Below are 22,878 nucleotides of genomic sequence, written 5' to 3' on the forward strand. Positions count from 1 at the left end.
CAATCACTTCTTTACAGGGTTTACCCGTGATTATAGGCGTTGTGGGCCGCGGTTGCCACCTGTTGTTGCAGCGCCTGGCCGAGCCGTCGCGCGCCTTCGTCGATCTGGGCCAGCGTGTTGCCGGTGAAGCTCAAGCGTGCGGCGTCTTGGAAGTGACCATGCGGCGACAGCGTGTTGCCGGGCACGATGGCGACGTGGTACTGCGGCCCCAGCACTTCCTTGACGAAGCGCGCCATGTCCAGCCCAGGGCAGGTGAGCCAGAGGAAAAAGCCGCCATCCGGCGCGCTCAGCGTGGCGCCAGCCGGCAACCGCGGCGTCAGCCCGGACTGCAGCCGCGCCATTTTCGCGGCGTACACCTGGCGCAGGGTGGCGATGTGAGCGTCCAAGTCGTGATGTGCTAGGTATGCGGCCACCGCATCGGTGACCACGCGGCTGGATTCGAGGTCCGCCCCACCCTTGAGTGCGATCAGTGGCGTCAGCAGCGCCGGTGCTGCAGTCAGCCAGCCGAGGCGCAGGTTCGGTGCGAGAATTTTGCTGAAACTTGATACGTGAATCACATGGCCTGTCGTGTCGAGGCTCGCCAGGGTCGGGAGTTGCACGCCGCGGTAGCGCAGCGCGCGGTACGGGGCGTCCTCCAGGATCACGCAGTCGTACTGCGTGGCCAGGGCCACCAGAGCGCGGCGCTTGGCCAGCGACATCACCGTACCGGTCGGGTTTTGGAAGTCCGGCACCGTGTAGATCAGCTTGACCGGGTGCTGGCGCAACACCTGGCGCAGCGCCGTCAGGTCCATGCCGTCGTGCGCCACCGGGACCTCGTAGTAGGTCGGCTGGTAGGTGTCAAAGGCCGACAGCGCGCCGATGTAGGTCGGCCCCTCGACCACGAGGCCATCGCCGGGGTCGATCAAAAGCCGCGCCACCAGGTCCAGCGCCTGCTGGGCCCCTTGGGTCAACAGCACCTGGTCCGCGGTGGTGGGGAGGCCATCTTGGGTCAGCCGGTGCGCCAGTTGCGTGCGCAACGCGGGACTGCCTTGGGGCGTGCTGTACTGTAGCGCCGCCGGGGTGGTGCTGGCGGTGAGCGCCTGACCCAAAAGCGCCGCCGGAAACAGCGTCGCATCAGGGTAACCGCCGGCAAAGGCGATCAGTTCGGGATCATTGGCGGCAAACAGGGCATCCATACCGTTGTCGGCGTAAGCAGTCATCCGTTGGGCAAATTTCATTGGGCTCACCTCAGCTTGAGAATTGACTTTAGCTTACCCGGCCGGTAGGATGAAGTAAAATTCAACTTATTCAAATTAGATTGAAATTTCGTCACCTTAAGGAGAAACGCATGAGTAATTTTAGTTATGAGGTGTTCCGCGCCGTGGTCGAGCAGGGCACCTTCATCCAGGCGGCCAACCGGCTGAACGTGACGCCCAGCGCCATCAGCCACAGTGTCGCGCAACTGGAGTCGGACCTCGGCTTTCCGCTGTTCATTCGCAACCGTACCGGGGTGGAACTGACCCCTGATGGCGCGCAGATCCTGCCGACCGTGCAGGCGATTTTGAACCTGGAGGAGCAGTTGACCCAGATCGCGGACAACATCAACGGCATGAACACCGGGCGCGTGCGCATCGGGGCGTTCTCTTCCGTATCGACCAACTGGCTGCCACCGATCATCCTGAATTTCAAGCGCCTGTACCCGGAGATCGACGTCAGCGTCATGCAGGGCAGCTTCAACGACATCGTGGCCCAGGTGCGCACCGGCGCCATCGACATCGGCTTTTCGCTTTTGCCGGCGGACCGCACGTTGGTGGTCAAGCCGCTGATCGAGGACCCGATCTACTGCCTAACCGCGACCACCGATCACCCGCAAAACGGCACCGCGATCACCGATGCGGACATGACCGACCGCACCTTCATCTTGCAGCGCGGCGACTACGACCGCGACACCAAGGCGGCCCTGGACCGCTACAACGTGTCGACGAATTCGCTGGCTTACTCCATCGATGACCAGTCGATCCTGTCGATGGTGGAGGCGGGGCTGGGATGGGGCGTGTTGCCCAAGCTCGCGCTGACGAAGCTGACCGGCGCCGTCAACGTGTTCCCGTTCTCCGAACCCTTTGCGCGGACGCTGTGTCTGGTGATGAACCCGACCACGCAAAAATCACCGTCAGTGACGCACATGCTGACGGTGATCGAGACGTTTTTGAAAGCCGAGTACGGCGACTTGTGCCTGTTCGACCGCTAAAGCTGGTCCATCGTGCGGTTGAGCGCCGCGTCCACCGCGTTGTTGTAGCGGTTGGTCGCGTGGCCCTTCACCTTCTGGAACTGGAGTTGATCAAAGCGCGCGACCTGCTGCAACAGCTGCTGCCAGAGTTCGGCGTTTTTGACCGGCTTACCGCCCTTCATCCAGTGGTTCGCCTGCCACTTGACGTACCACTTTTGCTGCATGGTGTTGATCACGTAGGCGGAATCCGAGAACACGGTGACGGGCAGGTCGGTGCGCTTCAGCGCGGACAGGCCCTGGATCACCGCCATGATTTCCATGTAGTTGTTGGTGCGACCGCGCTCGCCGGCTGACAGCATCTTTTGGTGCTCGCCGTAAATCAGCAGCGCGGCCCACGCGCTTTTATCCTCCGGGCGCACCGACCCACCGGCCACGTTGCCGGTATTGCGGTTGCCACCGTCGGTATAGACGTGAATTTCTGTCATGGGAACTCCTTTCAAAACCAGAGCGAAGTGGTGCGGTTATAAGACCGGACTACGGTCCAGCTAGTGCCACTTCCAGCTCCGGCGGGTGGCGGCGGAACGCGTGGGGCTCCCCCGAGCCAAAGAGCGGTCTCGGGACCCGCCCTTGTTGTAAGCCGGCAAAGGGCGCCGACTAACAACAATCTCACGCTGGCTCGCCACCCGCCTCCGCTTCCAGTGTCACTGGCTGAACCTCCGCCCTCCGATTATGAACCACTCAGACATCCACTGAGCTGATCATGTTTGCGAACTAACAAGTATCGAAATGCGTGCGACACAGATTTTTAAAACACACTCTAGCCATGTCACTTGCGCCCGCACTTAGGCGCGAGTGACATGGCGTAGCTAGATGCACCTGCGTTGCGTTGCGTAGCTCGACGAAGCGCGGAAAGTAGTAAGCGAGGCAGAAAGCCCGTAAGCAAGTTTGTTCAGTGAGCAGACCCTACGAACGACTTTTGCCCTTACTTAGGCGCGCTGGCATGGTTAACTGTACTACCGTTTCGCCGCTCCTGTCATTGTACGAGGCAAAAAGCCTTGGGGCAAGTCGGGTTCTAGGGTAAGATGGGGAAGATTACCAATGGGGAGAGGACAACATGAAACAAAAAATGATTGCGCTGGACTTGGACGGCACGACACTGAACGCCCATGGGGAGCTGAGCGCGACCACGGTGGCGGTACTGCAGGCGGCCACGGCGGCCGGGCACTTGGTGGTGATCACCACGGGGCGTCCGGATGGGATCTCCGAGCCGTTTTACGACCAGCTCGGACTGACCAGCCCCCTGATCAATTTCAACGGCGCCTTGATCCACAAACCGCATCAGGCTTGGGCACATGAGCGCGCCGTGACGATCGAGGTGCCGACCGCGTTGGCGCTGCGCGACTTGCGGCAGGATTTCGCCATTCGGGTGATGGTCGCGGAAGGCAAGCAGATGCTGTTGGCCGACCACGGGTACACCGGCGTGCCGTTTTTGCCGGACATGCCAGCGCCCACCACGCTGTTTGATGAAATCGGGCTGGTGCGCGCGCCGATTTCAGTCACGATGTTCATTGATGAGCCGACGCTGGCGCCGTTGAGCGCGGCCATTCAGGCCCAGTACCCGCAGCTGGTCGGCAAAACCTGGGGCGCATGGAGCGGCGAGCACACTGCGCTTGAGGTGACGGCCGGCAACGCGTCCAAGTCGCGTGGACTGGCCTATGTGGCCGGGGCGTACGGCATTGCGCAGGAGGATATCATCGCGTTTGGCGACGACATGAACGATCTGGACATGCTGCAGTATGCCGGGGTCGGAGTGGCGATGGCCAACGCGCGGCCGCAGATCCTGGCTGTGGCGGATGCCGTCACCCCGACCACGAACGATAACGACGGGGTGGCCAACTACCTGACCGCGCACCTCGCGCTGTAACGATAGGAGGATAAGATGACAGAACTCTGGTTGGTGCGCCATGGCCAAACCGAATACAATGTGCAAGACCGCGTGCAGGGGATGGCCAACTCGGCGCTGACCCCGGCCGGGCGCGCCGGGGCGGCTGCCTTGGGGCGTGGCTTCAAGCAAGCGGGGGTGACCTTTGACGCCGCGTTCAGCTCGGATCTGGCCCGCGCGCAAGACACCGCGCAACTGGCGCTGGCGGCCGCGGGGCAGGCAAGCTTGCCGCTGACGCTTGACGCCGGGCTGCGCGAGGAGAATTACGGCAAGTACGAGGGGCAGCTGACCAACGATTTTGCGCAAAGCCTGTTCGGTCTACCGGACTTCAAGGCGGCGCTGCTGGCGCACGAGCTGAACCTGGCGCAGATCGCGGATGCGACATATGCCGCCAACGCGGATCAGACGCCGAATCGCGCCGAGGACAACGGCATGGTGCAGCGGCGCTTCGACGCTGCGTTGCGGACGCTTACGGTCGGGCAAACGGGCCGGCTGTTGGTCGTGACCCACGGCACGGTGACGCTGATGTGGCTGAACTACATCGGCTTTGACACGCGCGGCCAGGAGATGCTGCACAACACCAGCGTCACGCGGGTCGCGTATGCCGATGGAATCTTCACCGTGCACGACTTTGATGATGATACCTACCTCACCCTGGGCAAGGAGGCCTAACATGACCCACCGACTGAATCGTCGTGAGCTGTTTTTCATTGGCGCGATGTTGTTCGGCCTGTTCTTTGGCGCCGGTAATCTGATTTTTCCCGTGTTTGTCGGCCAGGAAGCCGGCACGGCGCTGGGGCCGGCGCTGCTCGGCTTTCTGGTGTCGGGCGTGGGCCTGCCGCTCTTGGGCGTGGCGGCCATTGGACTGACCAAGTCCGAGGGCGTGTTCGAACTGGCGCAAAAAGTCAGTCGGCCGTACGCATACGCCTTCACGGTGCTCCTGTACCTGTGCATCGGCCCGGCCTTTGCACTGCCACGCCTCGCCTCGATCTCCTATGAGGTGGGCCTGGCGCCGTTTGTTGCGGCGCCACACCAAACCGTGAGCCTGCTGGGCTACTCGCTGGCATTTTTCGCGCTGGCGTGGTGGTTCGCCCGCAAACCCAGTCAGATCATGGTGTGGGTCGGTAAGGTGCTGACGCCGGCCTTCCTCGTGGCCCTCGGGATCCTGTTGGTGGCGGTGCTCGTGCACCCGCTGGGGAGCGGGCAGGCGGCCAACGGTGCGTATCGCGCGCAGCCGCTTTTGACCGGCTTCACCGCGGGCTACTCCACCATGGATGCGCTGGCGGCGCTAGCCTTCGGCATCATCGTGGTGGATGCGTTGCGTGACCTCGGCGTGACCGAGCCTGCGACCATCGCCAAGGACACCATCCGTGCCGGCGCATTGGCCGTGGGAATGATGGGGGTGCTGTACGCACTACTGGCCTTGCTTGGCCGTAATGCGGTGGGGCCGTTTGCCCGCGCGGCGAACGGGGGGCCGATTCTGGCCAACGTCGCCCACGCGTACTTCGGGACCTTTGGCAACGGCTTGCTGGCCGTCATCGTCATTCTGGCCTGTCTCAAAACGGCGATCGGGCTGATCACCGCATTCGGGGATACCTTCAAGACCCTTTTTCCCCGCCTGCCGTACCAGGGGCTGATCCTGGTGGCGACCGTTGTGCCACTGGTGTTTGCCAACGTGGGCCTCGATCGCCTGCTGGCGGTGTCCGTTCCCGTCTTGTACGCCATCTACCCGCTGGCCATCACGCTGATCCTGCTGGGTCTGCTGTCGCCGTGGCTGGGTGAGTCGCACTGGCTGTTCGGCACCGTCACCGCGTTCACCGCCGTGCCCGCGCTGTTGGACGGGCTCAACGCGTTGCCTACCAGCTTGCACACCGGTTGGGTGGCCCAGCTCCTGCAACTCGGTGATTGGCTGCCTGGCTTCGCGTACGGGCTGGGCTGGACCGTGCCCGCCCTGGTCGGGCTGGTCGTGGGGCTGATCGCCCATCACCTCAGCCGATAAAAAATGACTGTTCAGCTTCCCCAGGAGGCCGAACAGTCATTTTTGCTTATTTGTCTTCTTCAGGGGTGGGTTCAGGGTTGGGAATGCCGCCGCCCAGGTTCTTCACGATCGCCTTGAAGTTGATCACGATTTTGAAGTTCAACTCCGTCGCGTTCTGCCGGTCGCCGGCGTCATAGTCGGTGATGGTGAGTAGCGCGGAGTTCTCGTATACCTTCTGGACGGTGCCAGTAAATTGGGCGTCCATATCTTCTTTCACTTTTGCCGTCACGGTATCGCCGAGGTGGATGTCTTCTTTATTCAACGGGACCATATCCTTTCGCATGATCAATCGGTTCTTTCAATTGATAGGTTGCATGGTATAACACACGATTAGATAAATCAAGTGATTTTTCGCACTTATTCCGAAACTATATGATTTCTTGCACAAGACGGGGTCGTTGACCTATCCTAAAGGGGAACAACATTCATGAAGGGTGGCTGTCGACATGACAGAGGAAGCATTGACAGTGAACGAGCTGGCGCCTGACGCGCAGGACGCAGCGGTGGGCTCATTCGCACAGTTTTACTTGGAAAAGTACACACATGAGGGCCTCGACGTCTTCGCTCAGATTGACACAACGGGCCATATTGCAGATATCAATCAGTGGCTGGTTGACAACGTGAACTTCTTGCACGAGGAGAAGCTGCACGGCCTCATCCAAAGCCGAAGCGCGAATTTTGTCGCGCTGTTGCAGGTGCTCAAGGCGCCGTTCAACCGCAACGGCCAGCCGCTTACCTCGTGGTCGACCTGGTTTGCCGACCAGATCGCCAAGATCCCGCAGGGGCGCTAAAACCAGAGCGAAGTGGCGCGGTTATGAGGGTTGGGCTAAGCCGGCCTGACGCTTGCGCCCGCACTTAGGCGCGAGGGGCAGGCCGGCTTAGATCGCACCCTCATGCGCCACGTAGCTCGACGAAACCAGAGCGAAGCGAAGCGTACTTAGCAGGATGGCTAGCCTAAGACTGGTACTTGCGCCCGTACTTAGGCGCGAGTACCAGTCCGTAGCTAGACACGCCTGCGTTGCTTTGCATAGCTCGACGAAACCAGAGCAGCGCAAAGCGCACTTAGCGGAATGGCTAGCGAGGGTCAAGTGCTTGGGGCGTACTTGGCCCCGAGTGCTTGACCCTTGCTAGACGCTTCCGCGTTGCTTTGCGGCGCTCGACGAAGGTTGGAAAGAAGTAAGCGAGCCGTAAAGTCCGTGGTGGAGGACGCACGATTAAAAGCCCTGGAAAAGCTCGCGACCCAGGCACCAAAACAACCCAGTTCACGCAAAAGAATGCTGCAAGGCATTCTTTTTTTAACTCGCGCGGCGAAAGCGCTCGATGTTGTGCGCCGTTACCCTCTGCCTGCACGCATGCAAGGGGCAAACCAGCCAGCCGCGCGATTGTTTGGTACAATAGCGCCAGGAGGATACCTATGGACAATTACTTGATCGTCAGCGATGTGGACGGCACGCTGGCGTATGATGAACGACACATTACGGCGCGCACCCAGCGTGTGCTGAACCAACTGATGGACGCAGGGCACGAGTTTTACCTGGCGACCGGGCGGATGTACAGCCTGGCCGAGACGATGGCGACGCAAATCGGCCCGCGCGCTGAGATCATTGCGGCCAACGGGGCGGTGTACGACTTCGCCGGCGCCCGGGTCCACCACCGCTTGGGCTTGGCCGGGCTGGCAGCCATTGAGCGCACAGTGGCCGCCAATGACTTGGCGGCGCTGTACTTCAGCGATGACACCGTGTACTACACGACACCGCCCGTGCCGGTGGTGCAGGCGATGCTGGCGGCGTTTGCGCCAGCCGATTCGCCGGTCGCCGTGCGGCAGGTGGCATCGGTCAGTGAATGCGCGGCGACGGCCAACAATGGCATCGTCTTTGCGCCGCACGCCCCGGCTGCTCTGGAGCGCACGTTGACGGCGCTCAATGCCTGTCCAGAGCTGGCAGTGTCGGCCAGTGACCCGACCAACCTGGAGCTGATCCCTCGTGGCATTGACAAGGCAGTGGCCATTGCTGAGCTGCAGGCCAAAACCGGGATCCCCGCCGCGCGCACCATCGTGTTCGGCGATGGGATGAATGACCTCGGCATGCTGAAGGCGGCCGGCATCAGTGTGGCGATGGGCAACGCGATGCCCGCGGTGAAGGCGGTGGCCAAGCATGTGACGGCCACGAACAAGGAAGACGGCTTGGCACAGTTTCTCGAACAGTTTTTCAACTAAAGGAGGACGAATTCATGTATCACGCAAACCCTGATCGTTACGGCCACGTGCCGGTGCGCCACGCCGGCACCAGCGGCCTGATGCTACCGGTGGTCTCGCTGGGCCTCTGGCAGCACTTCGGTAGCGCCGACCCGTTCGCGGCGCGGCGGGACGTGATCCTGGCCGCATTTGACCGCGGTGTGTTTCACTTCGACTGCGCCAACCACTACGGGGACGGCGACTTCGGCTCTAGCGAGGCGCTGCTGGGTCAGGTGCTGGGTGCCGACCTGCGCGCGTACCGCGACGAGCTCGTGATTTCGACTAAGGTCGGCTACGAGATCCACCCTGGCCCATACGGCACCGGCACGAGTCGCAAGGCCGTGATGCAAAGCATCGACAGCTCCCTGCAGCGCCTGCAGCTGGATTACGTTGATCTGTTTTACGCCCACCGCTTCGATGAGACGGTAAATGTGGCCGAAACGGTGCGTGCGCTGGACGATGTGGTGCGGGCGGGCAAGGCGCTGTACATCGGCGTCTCCAACTTCGAGACCCCACAAGCCCAGGAAGCCATCGGCCTGTTCCAGCAGCTGGGGACGCCGTTTGTCGTCAACCAGATGAGCTACAACCTGTTCAACCGCAACGTGGAAACCAGTGGCCAGCTGGCCCTGTTGCGTGAGCATGGCGCCGGGTTGGTGGCGTACGGTCCGCTGTCCGAGGGGCTGCTGTCCGACCGCTACCTCGGTGGGATCCCCGATACCTTCAAGATCCATCCGACCAACCAGGCCACCTTCAGCCGCGGCAAAGACGAAGTGGTTCACTGCTTGAACCAATTGAATGACATCGCGCACGACCGCGGCCAGACGCTGGCTCAAATGGCGCTGGCCTGGCTGCTTCGCGACCCGGTGGTGACCAGCGTGATCATCGGCACCACCAGCGTTGAACACCTGGAAGATAATCTGGCAGCGGCGGAGAACCTGACGTTTAGTGCTGAGGAACTGGCTCGGATCGAGGCACTGACGGCATTGAGCTGAAGACGCGTTATCTGACGCAAGGTCGACGAAAAAGTCGGCTTTTTTTTACGCTAAAGTTCAATTAAAAAACTAATTCTATTAATAACCGTCGTTTTATTTGAGACGAGTTTGGCCACCTTGGTATGGTTATCTTGGGGCTAGAAATTGGAGATGTATTGCTTACTGATTTAGAAAGGTTGGTGAGAATTTGACTTCAAAAAAGCGAGGATGGTCAATCGTGCTGCTTTGTGCACTGTTGATCCCATACTTAGTGACAATGTGGACCAGTTGGCCGCGGAAAGTTGACGCGGTCACGGACACACAGCAAACGATTGTCGAGAACGATAATTTGAAGGTGTCAACCAGGTACGAAGTATCGGGTGACACCATTGAATGGACAATCGACTATACCAAGACGATGACCAATAACCGATTGGGTCGCTTGAAGTTAGCGAACGACACAGACACACCGATGGTGAGTCAAGGCTGGATGAAGCAGGATGCTTGGACAGTTGAACAAGCGTTTAGCGCGCAGAGCCGCGGTCAAGTTCGCTTGGACATGCCAGTTTCTCACCCGACGCTGAAGCTTCGGGTGCAACTGGATGAACAAGGCGTTAAGTCTAGCGCTACGACACAAGCTGACGTGACAGCAACGGCAGACACGGATACCCCCGACGATGATGCGGATGTCGCCCCGACCGCAGCAACGGAAGTGGAGCTCCTAGTGGATCAGCTGACGGACGCAGAAGCCGGTCCGCACACGCTGACCGCCGAAGTGCCAAGCGCGGATGCCACTGCGGATGTGAAAGATACTGCGGATGACGCGGATGATGTGGCGAGCACGCCGGCAGATGTTGCCACTGAACTTACCGATAGTGGCGTCATGCAGGCACCGTTAACCACGAGTCGAATTGGTGGAAGTGGGAATCCGACATCGCTTTCGCCAACGAGTGAAACGGATCCGTATGCCTACACGCCGGATTCGGACGGACGTTTCCCAACGTCTTACAATGACGCAACGAGCGCTAACGTGCGTAACTACAACTACGGCAAAAACGAAAATAAGTCTGATCAGGCTAACGCCGTGATGCCGTACATCTGGAGCTCGCGCCAACTTAACTTTGACGATGGATTCTTAGATTACAATGGTGCGGGCCTGCGTAAATGGGCGACACCGGTGGCAAACACGACGGACCAGTTTGACATCAATCTGGAAATCATCGGTAACAGCATCCTCCCAAAGCCTAAAGTGGATATTGTGCTGGTGCTCGATAAATCCTCGAGCATGGGTAGCGCTATTGGTAACACGAATAACGCGGCTCTGATTAGTGCTGTTCGGCCGTTCATTCAGAGTATTTTCGCTAAGGATGATCAGCTTGATGCCAGAATCGGGATCGTGTCGTTCCACGGCACCACCACGACCAAAACGTCAGGGCTGTTGAGCACCGCAGGCAGTCTAACGAATCAAGAGGCACTGACAATGACTGGTACCGGGTACACCCCGATGTCCCGTGGGCTCAAAGAAGGAACCGAGATGCTGCTTGATCATAGCACTGCGCGGGCAGATGCGAAGAAGTACCTGCTTTTCTTCGGCGATGGCGGCTCTAACCGAGGCTATGCAGGGCTTGCAAATTCGCGCGAGCGCAACGCCGGGTACTTTGCTATGAAGAATCTTGTGTCTCCCGGTATCGCGTCTGGCAACATGATTAGTACAGACGACTGGTACTACACCGGATATGGCAGTAACGTTTCAAATATTGGTAGTGGTACGTACGGCGATAAGGCATCAATGCTTCTGACCACGAGCTACATTCATTACTTGAAGACGAATGGCGCTGCCAGCTGGCTAAACCAGGAGGTGACCGCCCACGCAGTCGCGTACAATGTCGCAGGAAATGCGAACGAACAGTGGTGGGCGAAAAACACAATCGCCAACATTCCGGAAGGTACCGGGGGCAGTTTCCTGGCGTCCAGCAATGCTGCTGAGCTTCAGGACTACTTTGACGATTTGGTCGAAAAACTGACCAACACAGTCAAAGAAGCAACGGTGACCGATCCGCTGAGTGACTACGTTGACTTGGTGACGCCTCCAGCAATCGAAAAGGCGAGCTTTAAGTTGGGCAATACTCAACGTGAGAATTGGACTGGGGCAGCAGCGCCGTCAACGAACATGGTGATGTCGTACGATGCGGATTCGAACATCATTACGGCAAGTAATTTAGAAGTCGGCAAGAACCAAGGGGTGCGCATCACCTATCGGGTCAAATTAAAAGAAGCGTACCACAATGGCACCTTCTACCCGGCCAACAAGGCGACCTACCTGGTGAACGGGAAAGCGAATGCCAAAACGGATCGCATCCACTTCGCGGTGCCTTCCGTGCGGGTGCCGCAACCAACAGTGAACTTCACGCTGAAAAAGCAGATCGCCGGGTCCTCGGTCGGGTTGGCTGGCGCTAAGTTCCAGCTGTTTACGGCCGAAACCGGTGGCACTGCAGTGGGCGCGGAAGTGACCTCAACCGGGAATGGCACGTTGGCGTTCACCGATATTGCGCCGGGGACGTACTGGCTGCGCGAAACCGCGACGCCAAGCAACTTCCTGCCGGGTGAGCCGGTACAGATCACCGTTAATCGTGACGGCAGTGTGACCGGCTTGACGAACAACATCGTTGAGAACACGCGCAAGCCAATCGATGTGACGCTGAGCAAAAAGGATGGCAACGCGCTGTTACCAGGGGCAACGTTTGTGTTGAAGAACGGTAACGCGGTTGCCTATACGTTGACGGGTAACCAAGGCGTTCACAGCGCGCAAAACGTGGCCCCAGGCGTGTACACGTTGGTTGAAACCGTGGCACCGGCTGGTTATGAGCTGATCGGTGAGATCGGCACGCTGACGGTGAGCGTGGATGGTACGGTCACCTATAAGCTCAAGGGCGCTTCGGCGAATGCAACGATTCAGACGAACAACACCGGAGTGCGGATCAGCATCACGCTGCCAGAGGTTCAAAACGAGCTGAAGGACTTCGTGCTGAACCTTGAGAAGTACGACATGGCCGACAAGAGCGTACCGCTGGAAGCGGCTGAGTTTGAGCTGTACACCGAGAAACCAGGCCCACTTGGCGGCACGGCTAAAGCGACCGCAACCACGAACGCCAACGGCAAGGCCGTCTTCATGAAAGACGCGACCACCGTATATCCGCTTACCGTGGGGTCAACCTACTATATCAAAGAAGTGACCAGCCCAGACAGCTATGAGCTACTGACGGGGCTGATCACCCTGACGGTGACGAGCAAGACTGCGGCGACCATCACCTATGACGGGCCAGAAAGTGGTGCGGTCAGTGCAACGGTCGACGTGAAGCTGAATAGTGGTGCTGATCTGAACACGCTGACTTTTAAGGCGTACAACCAGGAGGCGCCAGAGATGCTGCCATCCACGGGTGGCCCGGGTATCCAAGGCATGATCGCCATTGCCATGGTGCTGATGATGACTGCGGGGATGGCGTGGCTATGGCTACGTCGCCCAGGAATGGAGGTGCGTTAGGATGCTGAAGCGATTACTACTTGCTGTTGCAGTGCTTGCTTGCGCGCTGCCATTTTTCGGCCAACGTCCGGTGCAGGCAGCAACAGATGATGTGACTGTCACCTTGCATAAGCGCATTTTCCGGAATGTGCGGCAGGATTACAGTGATTACGTCCACACGAATACGGGGCTTGCGATTGATCCAGCAACGACAGATGAGACAGAGCAACTTCTGTTGAACAGTACGTACGGACTCAATGGCGCGACCTTTGAAATTTACGATACGACCCAATGGTACATGGCCGCGCAGGCGGACGGACAGACGGCAATTGAGTTTGCCGCCGAGTTCGATGCGATGTCACGGCGCGATGCGTTGAAGTGGGTGCAGGCGCAGTCGCTGAAGCCGTTCAAAACGGTTAGGACTGCAGCGGTGGCCGGTGAGGACGGCGTGGCAAGTGTCGCGCTACCTCGCAAGGTCGAAGGACGCTATGCCGCCTACCTGATCATCGAGACAGCCGTAGACCACGATGTGTTGCTTAACGTGGATTTGGAGAAAAAGTCAAGCCCGATGATGGTCGTGTTACCGGTCATGCATCCGGTTCAGACGACGCAAAGCCTGCGTGAGATTCACCTGTACCCGAAGAACGTTGGGTATGTGCGTGATCCATATTTCTTCAAATTCGGGAAGCAGGTTAGTGGCGATGAAGTACGGCTGAAAGGGGCCGTGTTCGCCCTGTTCCGCTACGCTGAGGACGGCACGAAGCTGTATCTGAGCATGTCGATGGAAACAGACTTGAAGAATCGTTGGATTGCCTCTAGCACCCCGCTCAAGGATGACGATGTGGATAAGTTTATCTCGGATGCGGATGGACTTGTGAACACCGGTCGGCGCTTCCTGCCAAGTGGGACCTACTATTTCGAAGAATTGCAGTCGGTGACGGGGTATCAAAATGACCTAACGGAAACCAGCGTGAAGGTAGAAATTCCAGAAAGCTGGACCGACGAGGCCGACAATGAACTGCCAGTTTTGATCAACGGCGAGGCGATGGACGAAACGCTTCAGGGGACAGTTCAACCTGCAACGATTACCAAGGGCCGGCCGCGTGTGTACAACACACAGGTCAAACCTAAAGAAGAAGTGTCGACCAAACCAAGTGGCAACTTGCCTCAAGCCGGAGCAACCGTCAGCGTTGGGTTGATGGTGCTCGGAGTGATCGTGATGCTGACGGCATGGGGGCTGCAAAAAGTCCGCAAGCGTGCCTAACCAAAATAAGGGGGGACTTTGATGAAGCTCAGTAAACTAACGCGCTTTGCCATTACCGGGATGATGACCTGTTCGATGGCATTGACGACGATCGGCACCATGGCCACAGCTGCACCGGTGATTGCCACTGTGAATCCCGGGGATACCAATCTGTCGGATAAGCTGCCGGCGGAGGTCACGGTGAAGGTGAACAAGCTGGCGTTCAAGGATGCCAGCTCAACCCCACAGGACAACACCGGGGGACTAATGGACTACATCGGGGCAGATCCGCTGCCTGGCGTGGAATTCAAGATGTATGACGTTCGTGCCGTGTTCGACGCAATTAAAGCAGACGATCCAACCCTAAAGAATGATCAGATCATGGCTATGATCACGGGGGATTGGGACACCTACAAGGCCGGTGCGGTTGATAAAGGCAATGCAACCACTAACAGTGCCGGCGTGGCCACCTTTAGCGGCGTGAAAACGCGTCAAGCAGACGGGGCGAAGAAGTACGCCTTGTACCTCTTTGAGGAACTACCATCTGCCGCTAACGCTGGGAATGACAACTACTTCATGTCACCGCCGTTCGTGGCCGGGTTCCCGATCAAGAATGAAGCCGGCAAGCATTACAAGACCGTGAATCTGTACGCGAAGAACAGCGGGATCGAAAAGGACTTGGTGGCGCCTGGCGAAAACGGTGGCCAATCCGGTGACGGTGGCAATACCTGGAACTTTGAGGTGGGGAAGACCGTGACCTATAAGGCCAACGTCAATATTCCTCACCACATTAGCGACACGTTGAGCGATGGCAGCTACAAGTACTCATCCCTGATCATCCGCGATGAGATGACGACCTCAGGCACTGATTTTGTGGGGATCAAGAAAATTACCGCTGGATCAACGGACGTGACAACGCTGTTCAACAACTTGAATAAATACACCGACTCCAATCAGGATGGCTGGACCGGTAACGCAGGCTTTGAGTACAACATCCCACTCAAGGGTGACGGCGCCCCAAGTGCCGCTGCGCTGACGGCGCTGCTCGATGCCATCAAGGGCGAGTCGCTGACCTTTGAGTACGAGATGAAGATAAACGACCAGGCAGTGCCGACAGAAGACATCGGCAACGGCTTCCAGGTGACGTTCGATGGCAAGACGATTGTCGACGTCGCGCAAGACATCGAAACCGGTGGCTATAAGTTCAAGAAGTACGACACGGAAGATGATAGCGCCCTGGCAGGCGCGAAGTTCATTATTTCGCGCGTGAAGAATGGGGTCACTCAGTATGCGCAGTTCTACTATGGCACCGCGACCACCCCATCGACGGGGGACACCTCGCTTGTTAACGCCAATGGGACGTATACCCCAGCGATGATCGATTGGACTATCATCGAGGACGATGCGACCAAGATCACGTCCGGCACGCTTGGCAATCTGCAGATTAACGGACTGGGTTCCGGGAACTACAAACTGATTGAAACGGACGCGCCGGAAGGCTACAAGCTACCGGTTGCGCCAGCAAATGAGACAGCCTTTACCATCAAATTGGGATCAGATGGCTTCGAGGCACTGACGCAAAACAACCAGTTGCACAAGGATGTGGCAAACACGCCAGACGATGGTCTCCTGCCAACGACCGGGGGCACCGGGATTGCCGCCTTCCTGATCATGGGGACCGCCGCAATGGGCACCGCCGTTTACTACAAGAAGCGCCGCGCGTAAGCCGGCATAAGGAGGGGCGCAGATGGCCAAAGGCAAGCGCAAAAAAGCCAAACTGAGCACAGATCTCATCGTGTTGCTGGTGTTTTTCGCCGGCCTGGCCACCTTTGCCTACCCCTTCGTCGCCCAAGCGGTGAACACGGTCACGGTGGCGCTGCGCGTGCAACGCGACACGAAGATGGCGCAGGAGAACGCGAGGAAGCAGGCGGCCGACATGAAGGCCAACAATGAACGGTTGGCGAAGTACGGCATGCGGCCCAACTCGGATATCTTTGAGCAAAAGGGGACCGGGATTCAGTCGGTGAAGGCACTGCGCGAGCACATGATCGGCGTGATCACGATTCCCAAGCTCAATGTGAACCTGCCGCTGTTCGACACGGTGGGGGAGGACCTGCTCCAAAACGGGGCAGTGGTCCTCCCTGGCACCAGCGCCCCGACCGGCGGTGCCAGCACGCACACGGTGATCTCCGCGCACAGCGGCCTGCCGAGCAAGACGCTGTTCACCAACCTGTACAAGCTCAAAAAGGGCCAGCAGTTCATCATCACGGTGAACGACAAGCGCCTGGCGTACAAGGTCAACAAGATTGAGACCATCGAGCCGACCGATACGAAGGCTCTGACCATCGTGCCGGGCAAAGATCTGGCTACCCTGATGACCTGCACGCCGATCGGCATCAACTCGCATCGCCTGTTGGTGACTGGCTACCGGGTGCCGTACACCGAGGCCACCGCCAAGGCGGTGAGCGTGGGGACCCAGCGCGCGTGGTGGCAAAGCCTCGGCGTGATCGCCGGCGCGGTGCTGGGGCTTGCGCTCCTGATCACCCTGATCGTGCGCCTTGTGCGCAAGCACCGCCGGCCGCATTAAGCCGCAAAAACGGCGGTTCCCCTGGAGGGAGCCGCCGTTTTGCATTGAGAGGATAGAAGATGGAGAAGCTCGGTTAAGCGCGCTTGCGAATCAGTACAACTGCTCCAATCGCGGCGATCACGAGGACACCGGCAACCGCAACGCCAGTAGCCACTTTTTCGCCTGTCTGCGGCAGGAAGCCGTGTTTGGTCGTGGCGGTCTTGTTGTTCTTGGCTGCGACTGGCGTGTTCTTGTCCTTGCCACCGGATGGCTTGTTGGATGTTTGGTCCTTGTTGGTGTCGGTGGAAGGCTTGTTAGATGGCGTGTTAGCATCTGTGTCGTCCTTGTCGTCACCGTTAGTGGTGGTCGATGGGTCGGTGGTTTCTGGGCTCTTGGCCAAAGCCTTGATGGTGACCTGGGCTGGGTCGTAGCCGTTCAGAACGGTGCTGATGGTGAGCTGCTGTTCTGCCTCGGTCATTGGGACGGTTAGTTCGTAGTGACCTTCACCGCCGATGACGCCGGACGCAACGACTTTGCCGTTGGCGTCTGTTGCGGAGATTGGTTCGCCGGTAGTGGCTTCGGAGTCCACGATGGTGCCGGTGATCACAGCGGTTTTGCCGTCTTCCTTGTAGGTGACGTTATCAACGCTGATGTGGTTGGTCTGGATGTCTTCGGCGCTGAGCAGGCCCAGCTTGTTCTTCATCTGAAGGATCCGTTTAACGGAACCGTCAATTTGGGCTTCGGAGATTTCACCCTTTTGAACTGCTGCGACAACCTGTGGAATGCCGGTTTCGTAGTCGTTGTTCATGATGCAGTCGTTTCCGGCTTTAACGGCGAGTGTATCGATTTCTTCGCCATCGTGGTTCTTGGCGAACTCTTGGATGGCGCCCATTTCAAGCGCATCGGTGATGACAACACCCTTGAAGCCAAGGTCGTTGCGGAGTAAGCTGATGACTTTCGGCGAAAGGGAAGCTGGGTAAACCGGATCAACTTGCGTCATGACAATGTGGGCAATCATAACGGAGTCAACGCCGGCATCGATCCCGGCCTTGAATGGCAGGAAGTCTTGAGCTTTGAAATCAGCCAGGGACTTCTGCACTTCAGCAAAGTCGGTGTGGGTGTCGATCGCGGAACCGTAGCCTGGGAAGTGCTTCAGCGTGGCGGCCACACCGGCGTTTTGCCAGGCAGGGACAACTTGTTTCATGTAGTCAGCGGTGGTCTGGTAGTCTTGGCCCAGCGTGCGCTTGAAGATGAAGGCGCTGGTGTCGTCGGTCACGTCAGCGTCTGGCGCGTAATTCCAGTTGACGCCGAGGCTCCGCAAGATCGTCCCGACTTCGGTGGCTTCCTTGGTCGTTGCATCAACGCCGCCTTGCTTGTAGAGATCCTGTGGTGATGGGAACTCGCGGTCCGTGATCAAGCCGCTGGCAGATAGACGTGAGACGCTACCGCCTTCTTGGTCGATCCCGATCAGCAGCGGGGTCTTAGCCGCAACCTGAAACGCGTCAGACTTCGCTTTGACCTGTTCCTGCGTCAGCCCTTGCAGGTCGGCAGCGTAGTAAATTAGCCCGCCCAGGTTGTACTTTTGCACGTCCTGCTTCACTTTTTCGGTGTCCGCAGGGGTGCGCAGAACAAACATCTGGCCGACTTTTTGAGAAAGTGTGAGGCTGTTGATGTACTTGTCGATCTGCGCGTCCGTGACACCAGTCTTCACTTCCGCAGCGTTGACCGATGATACTGGTGCGGCCAGGGCACCCAAGACGAGTGCTGCCGTACTGAATATTGAAGCTGTGATGCGCCCAAATTTACTCATAATTCCACTCCCATTCCTGTGTATTGATCTCGGTCGAAAGGTGATAAGACCACGGGGTAAGTGTAGCATCGTCCAAATGAGTTTGTAAGCGATACCATATAACGCGGCGATGTGACGTTGGGGTACTCCGATAGAATGATCAACGTTAGGAAATGGGCTGCGAGTTAGCTGATACTTATAAAAAATATTTTTTGGTATGAACAAAAATTATCGAGGATGAAAAGTGCTATAACACAGCGAGAGCAAACTATTTAGCGAGATCAGTGTCATTAAATTCTGACCTTGTCTTTCCACAATAAAGCGGAATTTTACTTTGTTGTTTGCTTCACCGCGTGGGAATTGTTTTTTTCGGTGGCAGATGTTGTCTAAGTGGGCGCTTGAGCGGCTGATGCACGCAATTGGCGGTAGTCAGGTCGAAGACATATAGACATGTGCGGATAGACTCGGCGGCAGAGACATAATTAGCGGCCCAAGAATGAATTGCGACTATTTTGGGATAGTACGAAAAAAACAACGTCCTTTCTAACGCATGTCTGCTCGTAACTTATTTCGTTCGAAACGAGTAGAGCGAGCCATATAATCAAGGCTAAAACCGCTTTTTCTCAGCTTCGGTTTTTGCATGGGGCTGTTTCCCGTGAAATACAACGGCTACACGCCGAACTTGCGCAGGTGTGCGGCCAAAAAGCGGCCGGTATGCCCTGCGGTGCTGGCGGCGACTTGGTGTGGGGTGCCGCTGGCGACGATGTGGCCGCCGCGGCTACCGCCTTCCGGCCCGAGGTCGAGGAGGTAGTCGGCGTTGGCCATGATGTCCAGGTCGTGCTCGATGGCAAGCACCGTGCCGCCGGCGTCGAGCAGGCGCTGGAACACGGCCAGCAGCGTGCGCACATTCAGCGGGTGCAGGCCGACGCTGGGCTCATCGAACACGAACAGCGTCCCCTTGAGCTGTTTGCCCATGTGCGCGGCTAACTTCAGCCGCTGGGCCTCGCCGCCGGACAGCGCCGGCGTGCTTTCGCCGAGGTGTAGGTAACCGAGGCCGATGGCGTGCAGGGTTTGCAGCGCGGCGGCGATGGCCGGCTCATCAGCAAACACGGGCAGGGCCTCATCGGCGCTCAGCGCGAGCACATCCGCAATGGTATAACCGTGCCAAGTGACTTCGAGGATCTTGGGGGCGTAGCGCTTGCCGCCGCAGGTCGGGCACGTCTGCTGCATGTCCGGCAGATACTGAATATCGAGGCTGATGGTGCCGGTGCCGCCACACGTTGGGCAGGCCCCGGCCTTGACGTTGTAGGAAAAATCGCTGACGGTGTAGCTGCGCGCCACGCTTTCGGGCTGCGCGGCAAACAGCGCCCGCAGGTGGTCGAGGATCGGCGTGTAGGTGGCCACAGTCGAGCGCACGTTTTTGCCCACCGGGGTGGCGTCGATGGCGACCACGCGACGCAGGCCACCGCGCTGGAGGCTTTGGCTAAACGCCGGGGCGGGCTGCTTAGCCGTTGCGGTCAGCGCCGGCACCAGTGCGTCAAACACCAGCGTCGACTTGCCAGCGCCGGAGAAGCCGGTCACCACGCTGAGCTGATTGAGCGGAAAGCGCACGGTCAGGTCGTGCAGGTTGAAGCGGTCTGTCACGGTGACGCCGTAAAAGGCGGTCGCGGCCACGCGGGCGCGCTTGGCGGTCGGGCGCACCACCAGCTCGGCGCTGCCGTTGAGGTACGGGCCGATCAGCGAGTGTGGGGCTTCGGCCACCGCAGCCGGCGTTCCCTGGTTGATCAGCCGGCCACCGGCGAGACCAGCTCCGGGGCCGATTTCCAGCACCTGATCGGCGGCTTCAATGATGGCGGTGTCGTGGTCCACCACGACCACGGAGTTGCCCTGCGCCACCAGCGCGCGCATCACCGTGATCAGGCCCTGCACGTTGGCGGGGTGCAGGCCGATGGCGGGCTCGTCCAGGACGTACAGCACGCCGGTGGTGTGGGTGCGTAGCGTGCGCGCCAGCTGAATGCGCTGCAGCTCGCCGGTCGACAGGCTGTTGCCGGCCCGCTCAAGGCTGAGGTAGTTGAGCCCGAGGTCGATCAGTGGCTGCAAAATGGTGGTCAGCTCGCGCAGAATGTCATGCGCCAGCGCCTGCATGTCGGCAGGTAGGCTTGCGTAAACGGTGGGGATGAAGGCCTCAAGGTCCGCCAACGACTTTGCGCTCACTTCGGCGATGGTGCGCCCAGCCAGCGTTTGGCCCATCAGCTTGGGGTCAAAGCGCGTGCCGTGGCAGGTGGGGCAGACGCCGAATGCGTAGAAGCGGTTCAGCCGCGCGATCGCCCGCTCGTTGGTCGTGGTGGCCATGGAGTCGGTGACCGCATTGAAGGCATTCTCGTAGACGGCGTTGTCCATGTGAAAAATCTTACCGGTTTTGCTGGGAATGTTGATCGCGTAAGTCCGCCGCGGGCCGTGCCACACCAGCTCCTGCTGGGCCTTGGGCAGCGCCTGGAACGGCGTGTCGATGTCGATGCCGGCGTACTGTGCGACGATCGGCATGAAGTTGCGGCCCGGCAGGCGCCACGAAGCCACGGCGCCGGCCCGAATGGTTTTGGTCGGGTCGGGGATCAGCCGGTCCACCGCAAGGGTTCGAGCCACCCCGGTGCCGTCACAGGTTGGGCATGCGCCAACGGAATTGAAGGCGAATGACTCGGCCCCCAGCAGCGGGAAAACCGCGCCGCAAACCGGGCAGGTCATCGTCGCGTCCTTGCCATCGGTGTCCATGGCGTGCGCGATGGCCAGCGTTGGGGCCAGCTGGTGCCCGTTGGGACAGCGCGGCGACCCCAGCCGCGAAAATGCCAAGCGCAGCACGTTGAGCGCCTCGGTGGTCGTGCCGACCGTGCTGCGGATGCCGGGTACCGTGGGCCGCTGGCGCAGGGCGATGGCGCTGGGGATGTGCTGGATGTCATCGACCGCGGCGTGGCCGACCTGGCCAAGGCGCCGACGCGTGTAGGTGGACAGCGCCGAGACGTAGCGGCGCATCCCCTCGGCGTACAGCACGCCCATGGCCAGAGACGACTTACCGGAGCCTGAGCGGCCGGTGATGGCGACCAGTTGATGCAGCGGGATCGTGACATCCAAGTGGCGCAGATTGTTCACATGGGCACCGCGGACCATTATTGCTTGCGGAAACGTGTTATCATTCAATGGAACCCCTTCTTCTTTATTCAATAGAAAAGAGTGACAAGATGCCTCATCGCAGTATTCGACAATTTACCCCTGCGCCGGTCAGCGCCGCGACCCTGACGCTTTTGGAAGCCACCGCGCAGGCGACGGCCTCCAGCCAATTCTTACAACAATTCACGCTGATCCGCGTGGCCGATGCCGCCAAGCGTGCGGCCATTGCGGCCTTGACCCACTGTGATTTCGTGGCAGGGCCAGGCGTGCTGTATGTGTTCGTTGTGGATCAGGCCCGCAACCAGCGGCTGCTGGCAGCAGGCGTGGCGGATCGGTTGCGCGACTGGAACGCCTTTTTGGCCGGGAGTTTTGATGCGACCCTGGCCGCGCAGCACGTGGTTGACACGGCGGAGGCGCTGGGGCTTGGGACCTGCTACCTCGGCAGCATCCTGAACGACCCGCAGCAGATGATCGACCTGCTGCACCTGCCGCGCTATACCTTCCCCTTGTTGGGGTTGATGGTGGGGCACCCGGCGACCATTCCGGCGGGCAAACCGCGCCTACCGCAGGCGGCCGTAGTGGCCACGGATCAGTACCCGGCGCCAGTTTCGCTCACTGCTTATGATAACACCCTGCGCGATTATTACGAGCACCGGCCCGAGCACCCACGGTCGACCGACTTCACCCAGCTGGTCAATGCGTACATAAAAACCGATCCACACCATCGCGGTGAGATCGGTCGGATTTTGCGCCAGCAGGGCTTCAGACTGGATTAGCGCGCCGTTCGTTCTCTTGGATCAGCACAGCGTTCGCCTCGTCCAGTAGGTTGAGGAGCTGCGCGAACTTTTCGGCGCCTAACCCGTCATGCAGCGTGCGCATCGGCTGGAAGTAGTTGCCGGCCAAGTCGCGCACGGCCTGCTTGCCGGTTTCTGTGACGGAAAGCGTGAAGCTGCGGTTGTCGGCCGGGTCCACGGTTTTGGTCAGCAGGCCGTCTTCGATCAGCGGATTGAGCATCTTGGTGATCGCCGCCTTGGTCAACCCCATGGCCTCCGCTAACGCGGTCGGCGTCGGGGGCGTGGCCTCGGCAGCGACCCAAAACAGCAGGTTCTGCTGCGACAGCGGCCGCTTGGCGTTCGCCACCGGTGGGCTCAACCGGTTGAACTGGTTCAGTGTCTGGTTCATCCTGAGATGTTTGAGTTCCATACCGT

General features: G+C 59.2%; 18 protein-coding genes. 12 read left to right on the top strand and 6 right to left on the bottom strand.

Going from position 1 to position 22,878, the window contains the following annotated elements; genetic code table 11:
• Window positions 1–20 precede the first annotated feature (20 nt).
• Window positions 21–1,217, bottom strand: a complete 1,197-nt coding sequence (locus EKM88_RS01940; RefSeq protein ID WP_125702546.1) for an aminotransferase-like domain-containing protein — start codon at window positions 1,215–1,217, stop codon at window positions 21–23.
• Between the two features lie 110 nt (window positions 1,218–1,327).
• On the opposite strand from EKM88_RS01940, the gene EKM88_RS01945 reads away from it, so the two are divergent.
• Window positions 1,328–2,227 carry a LysR family transcriptional regulator gene (locus tag EKM88_RS01945; protein ID WP_125702548.1) on the top strand — a complete coding sequence of 300 codons (900 nt, stop codon included), beginning with the start codon at window positions 1,328–1,330 and terminating at the stop codon, window positions 2,225–2,227.
• Here EKM88_RS01945 and EKM88_RS01950 read toward each other — a convergent pair.
• Complete coding sequence (locus EKM88_RS01950; protein WP_125702550.1) at window positions 2,224–2,691, bottom strand: ribonuclease H family protein; 468 nt, start codon at window positions 2,689–2,691, stop codon at window positions 2,224–2,226. The genes EKM88_RS01945 and EKM88_RS01950 overlap by 4 nt on opposite strands.
• Window positions 2,692–3,320: 629 nt before the next feature.
• On the opposite strand from EKM88_RS01950, the gene EKM88_RS01955 reads away from it, so the two are divergent.
• The 3 genes from EKM88_RS01955 to brnQ are packed head-to-tail and all read left to right on the top strand — an operon-like array spanning window position 3,321 to window position 6,147.
• Window positions 3,321–4,130 carry a Cof-type HAD-IIB family hydrolase gene (locus EKM88_RS01955; protein ID WP_125702553.1) on the top strand — a complete coding sequence of 270 codons (810 nt, stop codon included), beginning with the start codon at window positions 3,321–3,323 and terminating at the stop codon, window positions 4,128–4,130.
• Window positions 4,131–4,145: 15 nt separating this feature from the next.
• Window positions 4,146–4,820: a histidine phosphatase family protein gene (locus EKM88_RS01960; protein ID WP_125702555.1), complete on the top strand. Its 675-nt coding sequence runs from the start codon at window positions 4,146–4,148 to the stop codon at window positions 4,818–4,820.
• Between the two features lies 1 nt (window position 4,821).
• Window positions 4,822–6,147: a branched-chain amino acid transport system II carrier protein gene (gene brnQ / locus EKM88_RS01965; protein ID WP_125702557.1), complete on the top strand. Its 1,326-nt coding sequence runs from the start codon at window positions 4,822–4,824 to the stop codon at window positions 6,145–6,147.
• A gap of 46 nt (window positions 6,148–6,193) precedes the next feature.
• Here brnQ and EKM88_RS01970 read toward each other — a convergent pair whose 3' ends face one another.
• Entirely contained in the window at window positions 6,194–6,448 is a 255-nt protein-coding gene (locus tag EKM88_RS01970) for a DUF2187 domain-containing protein (RefSeq protein WP_125702559.1), read from the bottom strand.
• A 184-nt stretch (window positions 6,449–6,632) separates the two neighbouring features.
• Between EKM88_RS01970 and EKM88_RS01975 the strand changes: the two genes are divergently transcribed.
• The 7 genes from EKM88_RS01975 to EKM88_RS02005 all read left to right on the top strand — a co-directional run bounded on the left by EKM88_RS01975 (window position 6,633) and on the right by EKM88_RS02005 (window position 16,740).
• The gene (locus EKM88_RS01975; protein ID WP_125702561.1) at window positions 6,633–6,977 is read left to right on the top strand and encodes a hypothetical protein; all 345 of its coding nucleotides are present in this window, start codon (window positions 6,633–6,635) and stop codon (window positions 6,975–6,977) included.
• A 623-nt stretch (window positions 6,978–7,600) separates the two neighbouring features.
• Window positions 7,601–8,401, top strand: coding sequence for an HAD family hydrolase (locus EKM88_RS01980; protein WP_125702563.1), 801 nt, complete (start codon window positions 7,601–7,603; stop codon window positions 8,399–8,401).
• Window positions 8,402–8,415: 14 nt separating this feature from the next.
• Complete coding sequence (locus tag EKM88_RS01985; RefSeq protein WP_125702565.1) at window positions 8,416–9,411, top strand: aldo/keto reductase; 996 nt, start codon at window positions 8,416–8,418, stop codon at window positions 9,409–9,411.
• A gap of 421 nt (window positions 9,412–9,832) precedes the next feature.
• Complete coding sequence (locus EKM88_RS01990; RefSeq protein WP_164511969.1) at window positions 9,833–12,931, top strand: vWA domain-containing protein; 3,099 nt, start codon at window positions 9,833–9,835, stop codon at window positions 12,929–12,931.
• 1 nt (window position 12,932) lies between these two features.
• Entirely contained in the window at window positions 12,933–14,174 is a 1,242-nt protein-coding gene (locus EKM88_RS01995; RefSeq protein ID WP_125702569.1) for a pilin N-terminal domain-containing protein, read from the top strand.
• 21 nt (window positions 14,175–14,195) lie between these two features.
• The gene (locus EKM88_RS02000) at window positions 14,196–15,878 is read left to right on the top strand and encodes a SpaH/EbpB family LPXTG-anchored major pilin (protein WP_125702571.1); all 1,683 of its coding nucleotides are present in this window, start codon (window positions 14,196–14,198) and stop codon (window positions 15,876–15,878) included.
• 22 nt (window positions 15,879–15,900) lie between these two features.
• Window positions 15,901–16,740: a class C sortase gene (locus EKM88_RS02005; protein ID WP_125702573.1), complete on the top strand. Its 840-nt coding sequence runs from the start codon at window positions 15,901–15,903 to the stop codon at window positions 16,738–16,740.
• Between the two features lie 73 nt (window positions 16,741–16,813).
• Here EKM88_RS02005 and EKM88_RS02010 read toward each other — a convergent pair whose 3' ends face one another.
• Both EKM88_RS02010 and EKM88_RS02015 read right to left on the bottom strand, forming a co-directional pair.
• Complete coding sequence (locus EKM88_RS02010; RefSeq protein WP_125702574.1) at window positions 16,814–18,529, bottom strand: glycoside hydrolase family 3 N-terminal domain-containing protein; 1,716 nt, start codon at window positions 18,527–18,529, stop codon at window positions 16,814–16,816.
• A gap of 648 nt (window positions 18,530–19,177) precedes the next feature.
• Complete coding sequence (locus EKM88_RS02015; RefSeq protein ID WP_125702654.1) at window positions 19,178–21,670, bottom strand: excinuclease ABC subunit UvrA; 2,493 nt, start codon at window positions 21,668–21,670, stop codon at window positions 19,178–19,180.
• 71 nt (window positions 21,671–21,741) lie between these two features.
• Between EKM88_RS02015 and EKM88_RS02020 the strand changes: the two genes are divergently transcribed.
• Window positions 21,742–22,446: a nitroreductase family protein gene (locus EKM88_RS02020; RefSeq protein ID WP_164511970.1), complete on the top strand. Its 705-nt coding sequence runs from the start codon at window positions 21,742–21,744 to the stop codon at window positions 22,444–22,446.
• Here EKM88_RS02020 and EKM88_RS02025 read toward each other — a convergent pair.
• A complete protein-coding gene (locus EKM88_RS02025; RefSeq protein ID WP_125702578.1) occupies window positions 22,433–22,873 on the bottom strand; it encodes a MarR family winged helix-turn-helix transcriptional regulator in 441 nt (146 codons plus the stop codon). The two genes, EKM88_RS02020 and EKM88_RS02025, sit on opposite strands and share 14 nt — an antisense overlap.
• Between the last annotated feature and the right edge of the window lie 5 nt (window positions 22,874–22,878).

It is taken from the genome of Lacticaseibacillus daqingensis (genome assembly GCF_003946115.1).
GTDB classification, from domain to species: domain Bacteria; phylum Bacillota; class Bacilli; order Lactobacillales; family Lactobacillaceae; genus Lacticaseibacillus; species Lacticaseibacillus daqingensis.

Excerpts from the sequence above, each read along its gene's own strand:
- EKM88_RS01940 (WP_125702546.1), bottom strand. The coding sequence starts at position 1,217 with ATGAAATTTGCCCAACGGATGACTGCTTACGCCGACAACGGTATGGAT.
- EKM88_RS01945 (WP_125702548.1), top strand. The coding sequence starts at position 1,328 with ATGAGTAATTTTAGTTATGAGGTGTTCCGCGCCGTGGTCGAGCAGGGC.
- EKM88_RS01950 (WP_125702550.1), bottom strand. The coding sequence starts at position 2,691 with ATGACAGAAATTCACGTCTATACCGACGGTGGCAACCGCAATACCGGC.
- EKM88_RS01955 (WP_125702553.1), top strand. The coding sequence starts at position 3,321 with ATGAAACAAAAAATGATTGCGCTGGACTTGGACGGCACGACACTGAAC.
- EKM88_RS01960 (WP_125702555.1), top strand. The coding sequence starts at position 4,146 with ATGACAGAACTCTGGTTGGTGCGCCATGGCCAAACCGAATACAATGTG.
- brnQ (WP_125702557.1), top strand. The coding sequence starts at position 4,822 with ATGACCCACCGACTGAATCGTCGTGAGCTGTTTTTCATTGGCGCGATG.
- EKM88_RS01975 (WP_125702561.1), top strand. The coding sequence starts at position 6,633 with ATGACAGAGGAAGCATTGACAGTGAACGAGCTGGCGCCTGACGCGCAG.
- EKM88_RS01980 (WP_125702563.1), top strand. The coding sequence starts at position 7,601 with ATGGACAATTACTTGATCGTCAGCGATGTGGACGGCACGCTGGCGTAT.
- EKM88_RS01985 (WP_125702565.1), top strand. The coding sequence starts at position 8,416 with ATGTATCACGCAAACCCTGATCGTTACGGCCACGTGCCGGTGCGCCAC.
- EKM88_RS01995 (WP_125702569.1), top strand. The coding sequence starts at position 12,933 with ATGCTGAAGCGATTACTACTTGCTGTTGCAGTGCTTGCTTGCGCGCTG.
- EKM88_RS02000 (WP_125702571.1), top strand. The coding sequence starts at position 14,196 with ATGAAGCTCAGTAAACTAACGCGCTTTGCCATTACCGGGATGATGACC.
- EKM88_RS02005 (WP_125702573.1), top strand. The coding sequence starts at position 15,901 with ATGGCCAAAGGCAAGCGCAAAAAAGCCAAACTGAGCACAGATCTCATC.
- EKM88_RS02010 (WP_125702574.1), bottom strand. The coding sequence starts at position 18,529 with ATGAGTAAATTTGGGCGCATCACAGCTTCAATATTCAGTACGGCAGCA.
- EKM88_RS02015 (WP_125702654.1), bottom strand. The coding sequence starts at position 21,670 with ATGGTCCGCGGTGCCCATGTGAACAATCTGCGCCACTTGGATGTCACG.
- EKM88_RS02020 (WP_164511970.1), top strand. The coding sequence starts at position 21,742 with ATGCCTCATCGCAGTATTCGACAATTTACCCCTGCGCCGGTCAGCGCC.
- EKM88_RS02025 (WP_125702578.1), bottom strand. The coding sequence starts at position 22,873 with ATGGAACTCAAACATCTCAGGATGAACCAGACACTGAACCAGTTCAAC.